General features: G+C 44.3%; 13 protein-coding genes and 3 pseudogenes. 8 read left to right on the top strand and 8 right to left on the bottom strand.

Translation table 11 applies throughout. The features are described from left to right. Positions 1 to 7: 7 nt before the first annotated feature. Positions 8 to 229: pseudogene (tnpA, locus tag CS022_RS20500) on the bottom strand (IS200/IS605 family transposase); the annotation flags it as partial. 285 nt (positions 230 to 514) lie between these two features. On the opposite strand from tnpA, the gene CS022_RS20495 reads away from it, so the two are divergent. Beyond that, positions 515 to 1,303 carry an IclR family transcriptional regulator gene (locus tag CS022_RS20495; RefSeq protein WP_129123808.1) on the top strand — a complete coding sequence of 263 codons (789 nt, stop codon included), beginning with the start codon at positions 515 to 517 and terminating at the stop codon, positions 1,301 to 1,303. Here CS022_RS20495 and CS022_RS20490 read toward each other — a convergent pair. Continuing rightward, positions 1,254 to 2,909, bottom strand: a complete 1,656-nt coding sequence (locus CS022_RS20490; protein ID WP_129123807.1) for a GMC family oxidoreductase — start codon at positions 2,907 to 2,909, stop codon at positions 1,254 to 1,256. The two genes, CS022_RS20495 and CS022_RS20490, sit on opposite strands and share 50 nt — an antisense overlap. A 428-nt stretch (positions 2,910 to 3,337) precedes the next feature. Here CS022_RS20490 and CS022_RS20485 point away from each other — a divergent pair, with 428 nt between their 5' ends. From CS022_RS20485 to ylqF, 4 genes are all read left to right on the top strand, one after another. After that, a complete protein-coding gene (locus CS022_RS20485; RefSeq protein WP_129123812.1) occupies positions 3,338 to 4,501 on the top strand; it encodes a TRAP transporter substrate-binding protein in 1,164 nt (387 codons plus the stop codon). 71 nt (positions 4,502 to 4,572) lie between these two features. Beyond that, positions 4,573 to 5,163 (top strand): TRAP transporter small permease, encoded by a 591-nt coding sequence (locus tag CS022_RS20480; RefSeq protein WP_235869825.1) that lies wholly within the window; start codon positions 4,573 to 4,575, stop codon positions 5,161 to 5,163. 14 nt (positions 5,164 to 5,177) lie between these two features. After that, the gene (locus tag CS022_RS20475) at positions 5,178 to 6,467 is read left to right on the top strand and encodes a TRAP transporter large permease (RefSeq protein WP_129123806.1); all 1,290 of its coding nucleotides are present in this window, start codon (positions 5,178 to 5,180) and stop codon (positions 6,465 to 6,467) included. Positions 6,468 to 6,664: 197 nt separating this feature from the next. After that, positions 6,665 to 7,600, top strand: coding sequence for a ribosome biogenesis GTPase YlqF (ylqF, locus tag CS022_RS20470; protein WP_129123805.1), 936 nt, complete (start codon positions 6,665 to 6,667; stop codon positions 7,598 to 7,600). 75 nt (positions 7,601 to 7,675) lie between these two features. Here the strand turns inward: ylqF and CS022_RS20465 are convergent. Continuing rightward, a pseudogene (locus CS022_RS20465) lies at positions 7,676 to 8,856 on the bottom strand (amino acid aminotransferase). Positions 8,857 to 9,161: 305 nt separating this feature from the next. Between CS022_RS20465 and CS022_RS20460 the strand changes: the two are divergent. Both CS022_RS20460 and CS022_RS20455 read left to right on the top strand, forming a co-directional pair. Beyond that, positions 9,162 to 10,115 carry an endonuclease/exonuclease/phosphatase family protein gene (locus CS022_RS20460; protein WP_235869830.1) on the top strand — a complete coding sequence of 318 codons (954 nt, stop codon included), beginning with the start codon at positions 9,162 to 9,164 and terminating at the stop codon, positions 10,113 to 10,115. Between the two features lie 130 nt (positions 10,116 to 10,245). Beyond that, positions 10,246 to 11,061 (top strand): DUF2797 domain-containing protein, encoded by an 816-nt coding sequence (locus CS022_RS20455; RefSeq protein ID WP_129123803.1) that lies wholly within the window; start codon positions 10,246 to 10,248, stop codon positions 11,059 to 11,061. Positions 11,062 to 11,145: 84 nt separating this feature from the next. Here the strand turns inward: CS022_RS20455 and CS022_RS20450 are convergent, their stop codons facing one another. Both CS022_RS20450 and CS022_RS20445 read right to left on the bottom strand, forming a co-directional pair. After that, entirely contained in the window at positions 11,146 to 11,376 is a 231-nt protein-coding gene (locus CS022_RS20450; protein ID WP_129123802.1) for a DUF3389 family protein, read from the bottom strand. Between the two features lies 1 nt (position 11,377). Next, positions 11,378 to 11,806 (bottom strand): hotdog fold thioesterase, encoded by a 429-nt coding sequence (locus tag CS022_RS20445; protein ID WP_129123801.1) that lies wholly within the window; start codon positions 11,804 to 11,806, stop codon positions 11,378 to 11,380. A 106-nt stretch (positions 11,807 to 11,912) separates the two neighbouring features. Here CS022_RS20445 and CS022_RS20440 point away from each other — a divergent pair. Continuing rightward, a pseudogene (locus CS022_RS20440) lies at positions 11,913 to 12,691 on the top strand (M48 family metallopeptidase). Positions 12,692 to 12,776: 85 nt separating this feature from the next. On the opposite strand, the gene CS022_RS20435 reads toward CS022_RS20440, so the two are convergent. From CS022_RS20435 to CS022_RS20425, 3 genes are all read right to left on the bottom strand, one after another. Further along, positions 12,777 to 13,178: a PAS domain-containing protein gene (locus CS022_RS20435; protein WP_129123800.1), complete on the bottom strand. Its 402-nt coding sequence runs from the start codon at positions 13,176 to 13,178 to the stop codon at positions 12,777 to 12,779. A 5-nt stretch (positions 13,179 to 13,183) separates the two neighbouring features. Further along, positions 13,184 to 14,188, bottom strand: coding sequence for a response regulator (locus tag CS022_RS20430; protein ID WP_161569696.1), 1,005 nt, complete (start codon positions 14,186 to 14,188; stop codon positions 13,184 to 13,186). A 262-nt stretch (positions 14,189 to 14,450) separates the two neighbouring features. Further along, the gene (locus CS022_RS20425) at positions 14,451 to 16,280 is read right to left on the bottom strand and encodes a hybrid-cluster NAD(P)-dependent oxidoreductase (RefSeq protein WP_129123798.1); all 1,830 of its coding nucleotides are present in this window, start codon (positions 16,278 to 16,280) and stop codon (positions 14,451 to 14,453) included. Positions 16,281 to 16,429: the final 149 nt, after the last annotated feature.

The raw sequence follows: 16,429 nt of genomic DNA, 5'->3' as shown, positions 1-16,429 counted from the left end.
CTCTTGGCTATTCTAGCTCTATCTCTAACTGACTTTGCTTTTCCACCTTTTCTTGGTGTCTTACATATCGACGAATTATTTCTTCATTGATGCCGACCGTATCAACGAAATAACCCCTCTGCCAGAAATGACTTCCCCAAAGCTTGTTCTTACGCAAATACGGGAATTTGCTAAACATCTTCAGAGCTATTTTTCCTTTCAATACCCCCATCAGCTTGGATATTTGAATAGTATTTATATGAACACGATTTTACAATGACCCATCATTCATTTATTTTTTGTGTCAATTTTGATAATTAATTACTCTAATTATCTTTTGTTAGGATTAATTTATCATTGGAGAGTTAATATCAATTAACTCTCTATTTTTGTATGGAAAAAGACACTCAGCGACCATCAAACCGGAGCAATCATGTACAGATTTGAGACTTATAATCTCAATTTCATCAATTCCATATGATATGATTGAGAGATAAACAATAGGAAAAACCACTTCGAGAGTGCGAGAACGTACATGAAAGAGACACAATCGACACTAGTGAGAGGTTTCGAACTGCTTAAGCTTGTTGTCAAAACAGGACGTGCAGTCTCCAGTGCCTATCTTGCTGAAGAGTTAGATTTACCCAAACAAACGGTTCACAGAATTGCACAACAACTAGAAGAACAGGGGTACCTTAAAAGAGAGCCCAACGGTAAAAAATTCTCGGTGGGTGATGAGTTTAGAGACATGGCCAGAGATGCGCTTAAACACTCTTCTCTCAACAGCCACAGAAAAATCATCCTCTCTGACTTATCTAAAGAGGTAGGTGAGACATGTAACCTGACCATTCTGGATGGTAACGAAATTCTTTACCTCGAGCGCGTTGAAACAAACTGGCCATATCGAATCCAGTTGCCCGTAGGAAAACACTATCCGCTCCACTGCACGGCCTCAGGTAAATTGTTTTTAGCAAATATGCCAAAAGCCACGCGAAAACGTTTGTTAAAGTCGATAACACTGACTAAGGAAACGGAGAAAACAATCACCGATGTGAATACGTTGGAGCGACACTTAGAGAGCATCTGCGAGTCGGGAATGGGCACAGACAATGGTGAATTTTTAGATGATATGGTTGCTGTCGCTGTACCTGTTTTTGATAAGTCAAATCAGGTGGTGTTTACAATCGCCGTGCATGCACCATCAGCTAGGAAATCGATAGAGGAGCTCAGGCAATTTTTACCTGCGCTCCGCAATGCTGCTCAACGATTTGCTGTCACTGAGTTTGGGGAGTTCGCTCCTTCTGAGCATGATCCTCAGCGCTAGGCGAAAAATGGTCTTGAATTATCATGTCCACTGCTTTTTCTCCGATCATAATCGTCGGCGCATTGGTATTGCCGGAGGTAATTTCCGGCATTATTGATGCGTCGACAATGCGCAGGTTTTTAACGCCATGAACACGGAGTCTTTCATCTACTACTGAAGTCGCATCCTTCCCCATTTTGCAGGTACTCGTCGGATGATAAATCGTCTGACTATACTTTCTTGCTGCCGCCAATAACTCTTCGTCTGTCTGATAATTTTCGCCGGGAACATGCTCACTGATAATGTGCTCAGCCAGCGGGCTTGTATTTGCAATGCGACGAGCAACTTTAATAGCATCAATAGCAACTTGTTGGTCTCTTTGATCAGACAGATAACATGAATCAATCGCAGGATGCACTTTAGGATCTGATGATACGATTCGAACTCGACCACGAGAATACGGCCTCAGTTGACAGACAGAAGACGTAAAAGCCGAAAATGGATGTACACCATCACCCGGTTTATCAGCGCTTAAGGGCTGCATATGAAATTGAATATCGGGTCGAGGCTCGTCCTCATTTGATTTTGTGAATACATAAACTTGACTAGCTGCGAGAGTTAAAGGGCCAGATTGTGTAAAAATATACTGAAGGCCTACCGCCATTCGTTTAAATATATTATTCAGTTCGTCGTTGAGCGTTCTTTGACTCGTCTTATACACTAACCTAATTTGTAGGTGGTCTTGCAAGTTCTCACCGACACCAGGTAAATCACAGACCAGTGGGATATCATACTTTTCTAGAAGCGCTTTTGGTCCGATACCAGACAGCTGAAGTATTTGAGGGCTACCAATTGCGCCACAACTTAAAATCACTTCTTTTTCTGCAAATACTCGGTGCCGTTCTCCATTTTTTTCGAATTCAACGCCAACAGCACGCTGGTTTTCAATCAATACCTTAGTGGCATGAGAACAGGTAACGATATCAAGATTCGTTCTCGACTTAGCACTTTTCAGAAATGCCTTTGCTGTGCTGCATCTCAGTCCGTTGCTGGCTGTCTGTTGGTAGAATCCAACGCCTTCTTGATCTTTCCCATTACAATCGTTGTTGTAAGGGATACCACTGTTTTTAGCAGCTTCAATAAACATGTCAGCAATCGGCCTCCTTAGCCTTAAATCACTGACTTTCAGCGGCCCGCCGGCTCCGTGGTAGGCATCTTCACCTCGCTCCTGATCTTCAGATTTCTTAAAGTAAGGTAAAACTTCATCGTAGGACCAACCTGCATTCCCAAGATCAGACCATCGGTCGTAATCTTCACGTTGACCGCGGATATAGAGTAGCCCGTTCAACGCGCTGGACCCTCCCAGTACCTTGCCGCGAGGCCATTGCAACTGACGATTGTTTATTCCCGGATCTGGCTCAGTTATGAAACACCAGTCGGTTTTGGGGTTGTGCATCGTCTTAAAATATCCAACAGGTATATGCAGCCATGGGTTATTGTCTTTTGATCCAGCTTCAATCAGTAGCACTTTAATGAACGGGTTCTCAGATAGTCTGCTTGCCACAACACAGCCCGCGCTCCCTGCGCCAACAACAATAAAGTCATACTTTTCAGCGTGAAAACTCATTTTTTCATCATCTCCTTTTCTTTGACGATGAATCACTCTTGGTATGGATAGCTGTTCAATTACTCCACGTCACCACGGTTCAAAAATGACTCTTCTCTTTTTTATGGACATATTCTCTGCCTCTATGGAATCTCACAAAGGACACTTTCGAGATTAATCGTCCCGAATTTTTAAGTCAATACTTGATTTTTGACAAATCGGTGATAAAAATGAACTTGATTTAAACAATATCGCAACTATCGTTTAACAAGCATTTCGGTTGCGTAAGTACTCAGGTGTTTTAGTGCCGCTGTCCCACACATCGAAAATGACAGAGGCACGCAGTAGTAAGCACGGGCAATCTACAACACAAAGGAGTGACAGAAATGGGTAAGGATAAATCGGCTTTTTCACGCCGGGATTTCATGAAAGTCTCTGCCAAATTTGGTATGACTTCATCGCTCATTGCCGCTGGAGCGGTTGGCGCAGGGGCTTCACTTTCCTCACTGGCAAATGCCGCTGAAGCTACTCAGAAAAAACGGTATACCGTTGCACCAAAATTTCAGCTCAAATTCGGTGCATCTGGCTTTAACGAAAAAAACCTCGACATTCAAAAGTCAGGACAACTCTTCTTTGCGAGAGATTTGGAAGAACGGACCAACGGCGCAATACGCGTTGAGTTTATTGGTAGCAACCAAATCTGTGGTCAAACAAATTGCGTCAAGAAAACCCAGCAAGGCATCGTTGATATCTACTCTGCATCAACGCAAAACTCCGCAGGGGGCGCACCTTATCTGAATGTGCTCGACTACGCCTATATGTTTCCTTCCCGGGCAGCTCAATTCCACTTCTTCTACAGCAATAAGAGTGAAACCTTGCTCAGAGAGCCATTGAGACAACGACATAATATTCAGTTTTTGTTCACTCACTGCGAGTTGCGAGGAATCCAGTTAGGCCTTAAGTGGAAAGATAAACCTTTGGTTACCTCGATTGACCAGTTAGCCGGCACAAAGAACCGTGTTACTGGAACACAACTCGGCAGAATCGCAATGGAGTTGATGAACCTGAATCCGGTACCTATTGCATGGGAAGAAACCTTGGATGGCCTGAAACAGGGTCTGATCGATGGTGCTGAAACATGGATGGGTGCGGTGGCTTATGCCGGTATGTCTCCGGTCGTTTCACAATGTGTCGATCTTAAATTCTTCTGCGGTACAGAGCATACCGCTATGAGTTTACCTGTTTTCGAAAAGCTCGGTTCTGACTTGCAGGACGACGTTATGGAATCAGCCTACCTGGCACAAATCTTCACGCAAGGAATGAACGAAGCTGCACTGATTGATGTTGTTGGCGCAACCAATCCACCTAAACCCGGAACCATCTTTGCGAATAATAATACCCGCGTTGCGACGCTGTCAGATGCTGAATTAAGAAAAGCTGAAGAGATGTGTTCGCCTGAGTTTAATCCGAAACCATGGGAGAAATGGAGAGATAGACTTAATAAGTGGTCTGGCGGTCATGATACTTATCAAGAAATTTACGATATCGCGCGAGAAATACCAAAAGATACAGATGTCGTAAATGTCCAACCTCAGCGTTGGTGGATGAGCTAAAACTATAAATATTTTTTATTGAGGTGTCTGGTCTTATAAGGCTGATACAACGTCAGAGAAAGGAAGTAGAAATGGCTAGGGATGTTGGTGTAATGGATAATCACGTAATTGACAACTCTGTAAAAGAAAGAAAAAGCAGCGTATTAACTTTTATCTTGAACTGGTTAAATAATAATACAGAGAAGGTGATTATACTGATCACTTATACCTCAATGGCAGCGATTATATTCGTTGAGGTAATTCGACGCTTCCTTTTTAATGAGCAGGTGGCATGGAGCACAACAGTACCCGTTTTATTATTTTTATGGGTTACTTGGTTTGGCGCTTCTTATAATATAAAAAAGCGAACACACCTTGCCTTAACGGAAGTTAGGCAACGTTTTCCATACCGCCTGCAATTTTTTTGCCTTATCTTAGATGCAACTTTATGGATCATATTCGCTGGAGTAGTCATTTACCACTCAACCCACCAAACTTGGTTAGCTTACGATAATTTTGCCATCGTAGGCGGTACTGATGACGTGATGGAGTGGTGGTTTTATTTGGCGACACCACTGGCATGGGGTTTAATAATTATTCGTGTCTTGCAAAACCTCTATGAAGATGTAATTAAATATAGAAATAAAGAAGCATTTACAATTAATGCCTCACTTTTAGACTAATACGAGGGTTAATTATGTCAGATGGAACAATTATCACGTTAATATCTTTAGCTGTGACCGCACTCTTTATTCTCGGTGTTCCTATATTTCTTGTTATTGGGTTCTGGATTGTAGGATGTAGTCTTGTTATCGATTTTACGCTTGCAAATATAGGTGTAACGTTATTTGAAGGGCTAAACTTTTTTGGCCTATTAGCGTTGCCCCTGTTTATTATGACCGGTGATTTGATCAATGCCGCTGGAATAGCAAAAAAAATGTCTGATTTTGCCTATTCAATTTTAGGGTTTGTACGCGGCGGTTTAGGCATGGCGACAATCGGAGCTTGCGGTATGTTCGCTGCCATTTCAGGCTCAAATGCGGGCACAACCGCAACCATTGGCTCGATAATGCAACCTGAAATGGCTAAAAATGGCTATGATGAACGCTTTGCAGCTGCCACGGCCGCGGCTGGCGGTACTGTTGGTATTATCATCCCGCCGAGTATTATCTTTATTGTTTATGGTTTTTTGCTTGATTTATCGATCAGTGATTTGTTTATCGGCGGTATGATTCCCGGATTGTTGATGGTTTTTGCCATGCAACTTGCCTGCTACATCGTCTCGAAACGTAACGGCTGGGGAACCATGATTGCCTTTCAACCCAAGCGGATCATCAAAGCAGGCTTCAGGGCATACTTGGGTATTATTGCTATTGCTATCGTCTTGTACGGCATTTACTCGGGCAAGTTTTCGCCTACAGAGGCCGCTGGTGTAACAGTGGGGTTTTGCTTGATTGCGGGTGTGTTAGTTACCCGTCAGGTGAAAATTAAAAACCTGCCAACGATATTAATGCGCTCAGGGCAAATTACAGGTATGTTGGCACCGCTGATCGCCGTCTCTGTCGTTATGCAGCAGCTTTTATCGTTACTCGGCGTTGGTGAAATAGTAACGGGCTGGATGAACAGCATCGGTAGTCCGACACTGGTCTTATTGACTTGTATGTTGATGGTTTTGCTAGCAGGAACGGTATTAGAAAGCCTTCCGAATACCATCATTCTTGCACCAATCTTAGCGCCTATCGCCTACAGTGTCGGTGTTGACCCCATTCACTTTGCGGTCATCTTTCTTGTCGGTGATGCGGTTGGATTTATCACCCCGCCGTATGGTCTGAATCTTTACGTAGCAAGCGGGATAACGGGTATTCCGTATTTCACTATCGTTAAGTTTGTACTGCCTTATCTCTTCGCACTCTGCGTTGCCTGGTTGATTATTGCCTTCGTTCCGCCTTTATCGACCATCTTGCTCACTTTCGGGGGAGCAGGTTAAACGGGCTATGGCATCTCAGACGATGGTATTTAATAAGGGAGCACAAGCTCCCTTATTTGTTCATCATTCACCAATTCGAACTTAATACCTTCTCTCTATTAAAAATCACTTAAACGTGCTCATTTGATAAGTTTCTGGTCAAATCCAATATAATCATTAAACTATGGCACCCATTACAACGGATAGAGGAAAAACGCATGTCCATCCAATGGTTTCCTGGCCACATGCACAAGGCGCAAAAAGAGATTCAAGAAGTCGTTCCAAAGATCGATGTCATCATAGAAGTATTGGACGCTCGAATCCCTTTTAGCAGCGAGAACCCCCTCATCCGTCGAATTCGCCGCGATAAGCCAGTGATTAAAGTGCTAAACAAGCGCGACCTTGCTGACCCTGAGATGACGGCAATATGGCTGGAGCATCTTGAAAAAGAGCAAGGCGTAAAAGCCATGGCGATCACTACCGAGCAAGTCAGCGAAGTGAACAAGATCATGGACCTGTGCCAGAAGCTTGCTCCGCACCGTCAGGAAACCGGTAAGAATATCCGAACTATGATTATGGGCATCCCGAATGTGGGTAAATCGACCATCATCAACACGTTGGCAGGCCGTGTCGTCGCCAAAACAGGTAACCAACCAGCAGTCACTCGTCAACAGCAACGTATCAATCTACAAAATGGCGTTGTGCTTTCTGACACACCGGGAATTCTGTGGCCAAAAGTTGAAAACCCACACAGTGGATTCCGGTTAGCTGCAACTGGTGCTGTAAAAGATACAGCAATGGAATATGAAGACGTTGCGTTTTATACCGTTGAGTATCTCGCGACTAAATATCCTCAACTGCTGCAAGAGCGCTATGGACTGGGTGAACTGCCTGAAACTGAAATAGAGCTGATGGAAGAGATTGGCAGGAAACGGGGTTGTCTTCGTGCCGGTGGTCGAATCGATATTCATAAAGTATCCGAGATACTGATAAATGATCTAAGGAATGGCACTTTAGGCTTAATCACCCTTGAACATCCCGACATGATCACTCAGGAATTGGTTGAAGTTGAAGAAGAAAATCAACGTAAAGCGGAAGAGAAAGCAGCGAGAAAAGAAGAGAGACGCAAGCGTTATCTCAAAAACAAACGCTAAGCGCCTCTTAACAAGCTCAGACATAAAAAAAGCCAGTGCTTCATACACTGGCTTTTTTGTTAGCGTATTACCAAATTACGAAACGGCAATCAGTGCGTCTGCAAGATAATCAATATCGGCTTCAGCAAGGCCTGCAATGTTAATGCGACTATCGCCAACAGCATAAATACCAAACTCGTCGCGCAGGCGATCAACTTGGGCAGTTTCCATACCCAGTACAGAGAACATGCCTTTATGTTCTTTGATGAACTCAAAGCGGTCATCTCCACAACGGGCCTTCAGCGCACCACTCAGACCTTCACGAAGACGCAGAATGCGAGCATTCATGTCGTCCAGCTCTTGACGCCAGATTTGAGTCAGTTCTGGTTGTGTCAGTACTTTTTCGACAATCGCTGCACCGTGATCAGGCGGCATTGTGTAAGTTGCACGCGCCAGAGTCAGGATACGACCTTTTGCATTCAAGCTGTTTCGCGGTTTTTGCTCACAACGATTGCTGCACCGGTACGCTCACGGTAAAGACCAAAGTTCTTTGAGCATGACGTTGAGATCATTAGTTCTTCAACGTTGTCTGCAAGCAAACGAACGCCATAAGCATCTTCTTCAATACCATCACCAAAGCCCTGATAGGCGATGTCAACAAACGGCGTGAAACCTTGTTTTTGCGCCATTTCAGTGATTGCTTGCCAATGTTCTGGGCGAATGTCTGCACCCGTTGGGTTGTGGCAACAACCGTGCAGAAGTACTACGTCATCCTGACCTGCTTCTGACAGCGTTTTCAGCATCGCGTCGATATTTACTGTTTTCGTCTGACGGTCGAAGTACGGGTAGAAACGTACTTTAAGGCCTGCAGCTTCCATAACAGGCTTATGATTCACATAGCTTGGGTCACTGATCCAGACTGTCGTTTGCGGCTTAGCAACATGCATCAAGTCAGCCAGCATACGGAGCGCACCACTGGCACCCGGTGTTTGCACAGTCGCACTGCGGCTATAGCCATCAGTCCCTTTTAAAAGCAGGTCGGTGATCGCCTGATTGAAAGGCTCACTGCCTGCTAGGCCAACATAACTTTTAGATTCCTGAGTCTCTGCCAGCTGCTGCTGCGCTTTGCGCACGGCTTGCATGATAGGTGTCTGGCCATTGTTATCGCGATAAACACCAATACCCAGATCGATTTTCTGCTCTCGAGGATCTTCTCTGAATGCAATCGTCAAAGACAGAATAGGATCCTGCTGAGCAGGCGTAAGCAGATCAAACATAAGTAACTTCCTTATCTCTTTTTACTTATCTCAGTATGCCAGACAACATACACAAAGTTTCACGTCGGTAAAACCTTACACATGAATGTTTTGGGGTCTTTTATGCTGTAAATTTGGCAATAGAAATGAACAACTGTTTTTACAGCTCAATTCGCCATCAAACAATGATGGCTTTTCATCCAATCCACAGCAAAAACTTCGCGTAATACCTCATCAAGTATCTATCACTTTTGAAAATGAGCGCCATGTCTGTATATTTATGCAAATTATGAAGTTATGTCAGACATGATAGCTATTTGAACGCCATGATCGTTTTACCGCGAAGACCAAACACCTCAGACCGAAATCAGACCACTTATAGTGTTGTCTATTTTGTGCTTGTTGTTTGCCTGTACTTTTTTTCAGCGAAAGCGACTGCGGCAATAAAAGTAACGACTTGGAATCTAGAGTGGCTGTCTGATAAAGGGGATTTGGAGCAAACGAAGCGCGTCGATACAGACTATTCGGCACTTGCTCAGATATTTTCAGACATTGAGCCCGATGTAATGGCTTTTCAAGAAGTTGACTCAGAAGACGCTTTGCGGCGGATTGTTCCATCAGATCAATATGCAATTTACTTTTCCGAACGACGAGATGACCAGCCATCTATCACTAGTCAGCAATATACTGGGTGGGTTGTCAAAATGGGGTTAACCGTCCTCGACCACCCGGACGACGTCGCTCTGTCTTTACCCAGTTTTTTCCGCAAAAGTGGCTTGAGATATGGCGATTATATTGAAATCAGGCCGATGAATTCGAAACCCATACACCTTCTCTCTATACATTTAAAATCAGGGTGCTTCCACAAGCACTCGAAGCGAACACGTGATTGTCGAAAGCTCTATGAACAAGCTGACGAATTAAACGCATGGATTTCAGACAGAGAGAAAAAACAGCAGCAGTACATGATTGCAGGCGATTTTAATCATTACCTTAATATTGAGGGGAATCGCGTTTCTCAGATACTGTCGGATGGTCACGCATCACAACCAGCCTTGTTGACCAAAAACGTTTCATCTCAGTGTAAAGTAAAACGTTACAATCACAGACTGCAACGTTGGGAAAAAATGGTTTACACAAACCTCGTCGATCATATCTTAAGTAGTCAATTGCTCATCAGCAGCAAGACTGTAAAGGCTGAACAATATCAATATCCCTATCACCTGAGCGCAAATCATCGACTTTCCGATCATTGTCCAGTCTCTGTTACCCTTCAGTAGCTGGGCTTTAGGCTTGTGGTTTTTGCCTATTTTCCACTTACGTTACATACAGGTTTAAATGCATCGATTTTAGCCAGCGAACACCAGCCCTCTCTGATACACTTGCCAAAAACACAATAAGTAGATAGCAATGATTACTGGAACTTTGAGCAAAATGCGCAGCTCTCTCGAGGGTGCTGTACAATACCGTTTACCTGTTGGTAAGGAAGAAATCTTACTGAACGACCTGATCGGAAAATCACTCACCCTTACCCATACCGGAAATATATACTGCGATGCATGCGGTAAAAAAACCAAGAAAAGCTATAGCCAAGGACATTGTTTTCCTTGCATGAAAAAGCTTGCCCGCTGTGATATGTGCATTATGAAACCTGAAACCTGTCATTTTGCTGAAGGGACATGCCGTGAGCCGGAATGGGGCCAACAGTTTTGTATGACTGACCACATCGTTTACCTATCAAATACCTCAGGCCTAAAGGTGGGTATTACTCGGGCAAGCCAGATCCCAACGCGTTGGATTGACCAAGGTGCCACTCAAGCACTGCCGATTATGAAAGTAAAAACGCGTCACATTTCTGGTCTGGTTGAAATCGCCCTAGGCAATTGGGTCGCCGACAAAACCAACTGGCGAGCAATGCTCAAGGGCGACAATGACAACATAGACTTGCACGCAGAAGCTGCACGTCTGATTCCTATGGTCAAAGAACAACTTGCTTCAATCACTGCAGAGTTTGGTGACGATGCCATCGAGGACATACAACAGGAAGTCGTTGAAATTAGCTACCCCGTCGAACAACACCCGACAAAGATCAGCTCTCATAACTTTGATAAAAACCCAGTCGTTTCTGGTGTGTTGCAAGGAATAAAAGGACAGTACTTATTCTTTGATACTGGCGTTATCAATATCCGTAAATTTACCAGTTATGAAGTCAATGCAGAGTGCTAACTCTCTGTAGTTAAGAGCGCCATATATTCGCTGAATCAAAAGATTCGTATAAAAAACAGAGCCGGACATAAGCGTCCGGCTTTTTTATCGCTTTATTGCTACGCCGCTAGCTTCACTCACATTTTTGGCTATTTCCTCTGAGCCAAGAGAAATACTCCAGTTGACACTACCGCCATTGGCGACAAGCATATTAGCGCCGCCCAGGATGCTAATATCGTCCGTTTGCGCCTGAAGCGTCATTCTGTTTTGCTGTAGCTTCACCATAACTTCATGGGCAGTCACGATTAACTTTCCGCCCGGAATATCTATAACCAATTTAATTTCTCTTTTTCTTCAACACCGCAATAGTAAGGCGGCAGGTACAGACGAGTCTGTCTCGCTCATCAGTAATTTCAATCGCCCAGACATGCGTTGTGGCACCAATATGCACAGCAGTGGCACGGCCAGTCACCGTGCCAGAACGAACAGCCCTCACGTGATTCGCATTTATGTCGAGACCGACGCAATATTTCCCCTCATCAACAGCAAAGTTAGCTGCTACCGAGCCCAAAGTTTCTGCCAATACTACAGATGCACCACCGTGCAATAGACCAAGTGGTTGATGAGTCCGCTTATCGACAGGCATTGTGCCTGAAATGCTCTTCTCGTCAAATGCTGTAAATACAATACCTAAATGCTCCACCATGGTGTCTTCAGATGTTTTGTTCAGGTTTTCGAGTGAAATGTCTTTTTTCCAAATCGCCAAAATACATCCCTATTTACGCTAATCAGTTTGTTCTTTATTTTTAGGTAAACTCAGCCATGTGACAATGCTAAGCTTGGATTAATGAAATTAAAAAAGGGACGTTTCAATGAGTCATCACAGTCTTAAAGCAGCTCTCGTTGGAGCAATGTGTTTGCTGACCGCCTGTGCAACATCTCCAACTGGCAGGAGTCAATTCATCATCACTGATGGCCAGCAAATGGCACAAATGGGTTTACAAGCATTTGATGAAATAAAACAAAAAGAAAAAATCAGCTCAAACAGATCAACCGTCAGGTACGTTAACTGTGTGACTGACGCTTTGCTTCGTGTTGTGCCGCCGCAAGCCGAATTTAAACAATGGGAAGTTGTTGTCTTTGATAGCCCTCAGGTCAACGCCTTCGCGCTCCCTGGCGGAAAGATTGGCGTTTATACCGGCCTGCTTAAAGTAGCAAAAACACAAGATCAACTTGCTGCTGTTATCGGACATGAAATCGGTCATGTGCTGGCAAATCATGGTGCAGAACGCGTATCCCACTCTATCGCCAGTAACTCTGCGCTACAGATAGCGAGTGTGGCACTGCAAAGCGAATACAAAAATGAAATCATGTCAGGTCTTGGCATTGGTCTTCAGCTTGGTGTGATCCTCCCTTTCAGCCGCGCACATGAAACCGAGTCTGACTTAATCGGCCTGAAAATCATGAACGAAGCGGGTTTTAGACCGAATCAAAGTGTAACTTTATGGCAAAACATGGCCAGAGCTCGAAAGGTGCGCCACCAGAACTTTTATCCACTCACCCTTCCAGCAACACGCGAATTAATGATTTGCGAGCCGCCATAGGTGTATTACCCGGGCAAAAAATGCAGGCGCCAAATTGTAAAATTTAAGTAATTCGTAGGTGCGGCATACATAAAATCGTTGCCGTGCCCGTTTAGCTGGATTTGCAAAGAGTTCGGTCTATCGTAAACAGCCTTAACGGTGATATATAAACACCCCGATATGGCTGACCTTACCAGTCAGACTTGTTAACGGTTTAAACGTCACATCCTGTCGGACAGGACGTTTTTTTCCGGTGATAGGGCGTGTGGAGCGGCCCAAAAAATAGGGTTCTCTGTCACTGTTTAGACTAAATTGTGCCACTTTATGTTCGAAAGCCGGAGAAATTTTCGACATAAACCAGCCTTGATCAATTGTGGGAAACACCTCAAAAAGACGCTTATTCTTTACCTGATTTGATAAGAAGCCGGTGTGATGAGTCATGAAGCTGTTCCAAAGCTCAATTTCCAGATTCTTGTTGAGGACAATAACGCCAACATCAATATGCTGAATAATATCCAGCATCCGGTTGAGAGCATCAAATTCATCATCTGACAATGTTGTCACTCCTCTTCACTCAGATACGCCAACTTATTGTTCACGAGAGGAATTGAATCATCGGTAAAAATCAATAACACTGACACTTCGGACGCTTTACTCTCTATCCAAAAATGAAATTCAATGGCGACTTTGTGTTCAAAGCACTTTTCCAATTTCACCAAATCATTTGTCGACATTTCAAAAACTTCATCGAGACGTTGGGGGCACTGTAGCGTAAAGTTTAACCCCATCTGCTGGCCGAATGCCGACACAATTCGAGATGTCATTAGCAACGCGAAGTCTCGCGCTGACTCTTGGTCGTTTATTTCAACGCTATCACCTACGTTCAACCACCCCTGATATTGATCTGCTGTGCACTTGGGCAACAGAAGTAAACATTCTGCTGAAATGCCTTCCGCCCCCAATTCGGTGACAAATGTTCGATATGATGCCTCTTTCAACCGGTGGAATACTGTCATCGTTAATTCGCTTGTGCGTATCACGTTTACCTGAGACGTAAATCCAGCAAGAACAAAGTTGTCATTAACGTGGTTTTTATCGCAGATTTCAGCGATTGCCAAACGCACCGCCTCAATATAAACCTCTCTGGCGCCAAGCGCAGAAATCAAAACATCAACTGAGGGAGGGGTATCCTTCTTTTGTTTGCTTTCGGACAAGACAGACAAAGTACTTTCTAGCTGAGCGGCACTAACAGGTTTTTGTAAAATATACTCAACACCCGAGGCAATCAGCATCTCTTTATTCTCTGATTGCATATCAACTGTCACGGCAATGATCTGTATTTCACTCTGCTCTTTCCGCAAATGGTCGATAGCGTCCGTGGTGTCTAAGGACTCGAAACCAGTATCAAAGATAAGTACGTCAAACTGACTGGTTAACAGTGACTGACACATATCGTGCGCGTTATGCACTGTCTGAACATGACGACTAAAACTCTCAGGCAACGTTCTGACGAGCTGCTTGGCAGAAAAAGAGGAAGCATCAGCGAGCAGTATCTTTAGCGGCAAACCAAAACTCTTCGTATTATCGAACCTAAACCTACTCCGCGCTGAACACCTACTGCGCCCCTTCGAATTTAGAATTCAATATGTCAAAACCATTACGTCTAATCATAGCGCCATAGCGCGATTTTATCTAAACGTCACGTAGTGGGCAATTCATAAGTGCATAGATGTCAACGGGTCATGAAAGAATGAAAGCCGCGCTTTCAAAAATAAGGCACCTCGTGTTGAGGTGCCCTACAAATTTCAAATGATGAGCGTCATCGAGTTAAAGCGTAATGACTTCAATATCTGTCTTTGGTACGCAGCAACAGGCCAAAATCATGCCATCGTCACTCTCTCCGGGCATCAGACCTGGCATATCTGGCTGTTCGACTTCACCTGACACCAATTTCACTTTACACGTGCCGCAAACGCCTGCGCGACAACTGTAAGGAAGGTTCAATCCCGCTTCTTCAGCCTGAGTTAACAATACGCGCTGATTGTCACCTCGAACATACTCACCATCAATCTGGATTCCAACTGGCTTAGACACCTCGTCATTTTTCACTTCAGGCGATGCAAAGAATTCCTGATGCAGTTGAGATTCTGCAACGCCTGCGGTCTTAAGTAAATCCATGGCAGACTCCATGAACCCTTGTGGTCCACAAACAAACGTCTCTCTTACCTGAAGGTCCGGAATGGCCGACAGATGACCTTGGTCAAGACGCCCAGTCATCCCGACCCAATCAACGCTTGGCTGAGTCAGGTTGATCATAATCTTAAGGCTCGGATACCGCTCTGCAATGTCATTCAAATCACTGATAAACGGAATATCCTCTTCAGACCGACATTGATGGAAAAACACAACATCGTTGACTTGGTCACGATCCGCTAATGACCGCAGCATAGATACCATGGGAGTGACACCACTTCCCGCGGAGAGAAAGAGCAGAGATTGACGCTTTTCAGGTGCGTCATCAAGATGAAAATCACCCGATGGAAGCTGTGCTTTTATACCGCTTTCGACCTGAAAATGATCGTGTAACCAGTTTGAGACCAACCCGCCCTCTACGCGCTTCACTGAAATAGACAATCTGTCTGGACGCGTTGGTGAAGAAGAGAGTGTGTAACGTCTTTGAACAATGTTACCGTTAATAGAAAAATCAATAGGAAGGTGTTGCCCTGCTTTATATTCAGGTACGTCGCCGTTTTCAGGCTTCAACCAGAATGTCATAAAGTCTTTGGCTACCTCTTCACGTTCCTCACAGACAAGGCGGGATTTTGGCGTTGTGTTATCTTCGTAAACCTCTGTGTCGCGGTATTCCAATACCTCAATGTCGTCATCAGCAGAAATGACACCTTCGTTGAGAGCCACGATATTCATGCCAAAGTTGACGTTTCCATCTCCGTCAGTCCTGAATTTACTGAGTGTGGTTATTGGCTCCCCTTTTGGGTGATAAATACCGGCATCAACATCGAGTGTTGTAAACACACATCGGCTACATGGACAATCAACCTTAAACTCTACTTGTCCAATTTTGATTTTTGCCCAAGAGTCCTCTTCGAAAGGTTTCGTCCCTTTTACTACGAGGTTCGTCCTGAACTGAGACATACTGACGGGTTCAGGAGCTCGGTCATTAAGTGCTTCAAGAGAGGCTTCTGAAATCAAAAGTAAGGGAAATGCATCAGCGAAGCTGACATCGACTTTGGCTTTCGAACCATGCCTAGGCGATTTCTCTCCGGTATAGAGTAACTTGACACTTTTTCCTATCAGGTGGCTCAGCCACGCGTCTGCGGTTGAAGTGGTTGTAAACCCCTCAAATTCGTCATCCCAGACACCGGTCTTGAAGGTGTCCATCGCGAATGTTGAATATTTTAGTATCAGCGGAGACATTGTAGGGTGAGTGAAGGTAAGCCCGTCTGGCTGTAACGTGATTGTTATTTGAGGGATTTCGACAGAAGTTCGACCCGTAAGCATCTTTCCGCTGGTTTCAGCAATCATAAAACGCCTATCAAAAGACAGGCCCTCTTTCTCCACCCATGACTGAGAAAGATTAATGCTACCACCTGATTTTACGGGATAGACGAAAATATCAGATACAACCGCTTTACTCACAAAAGACTCCTTTTTGTTTAGTTTTTCCGCCTATGCAAAATCAATGTGGCGGTGGAGGAGTATCCATTTGAACATAGCAAGCTTCGGCTGTCAGCGCCTTTGATAAAACTATCGACCAAAACGTAAAAAGCCACTCTATCGAGTGACTT

Origin of the sequence: Veronia nyctiphanis (assembly GCF_004116385.1) — a bacterium.
Taxonomy (GTDB): Bacteria; Pseudomonadota; Gammaproteobacteria; order Enterobacterales; family Vibrionaceae; genus Veronia; species Veronia nyctiphanis.
Note: the sequence above shows the minus strand (reverse complement) of the source record. Positions and strands in the feature narration are given on the sequence as shown.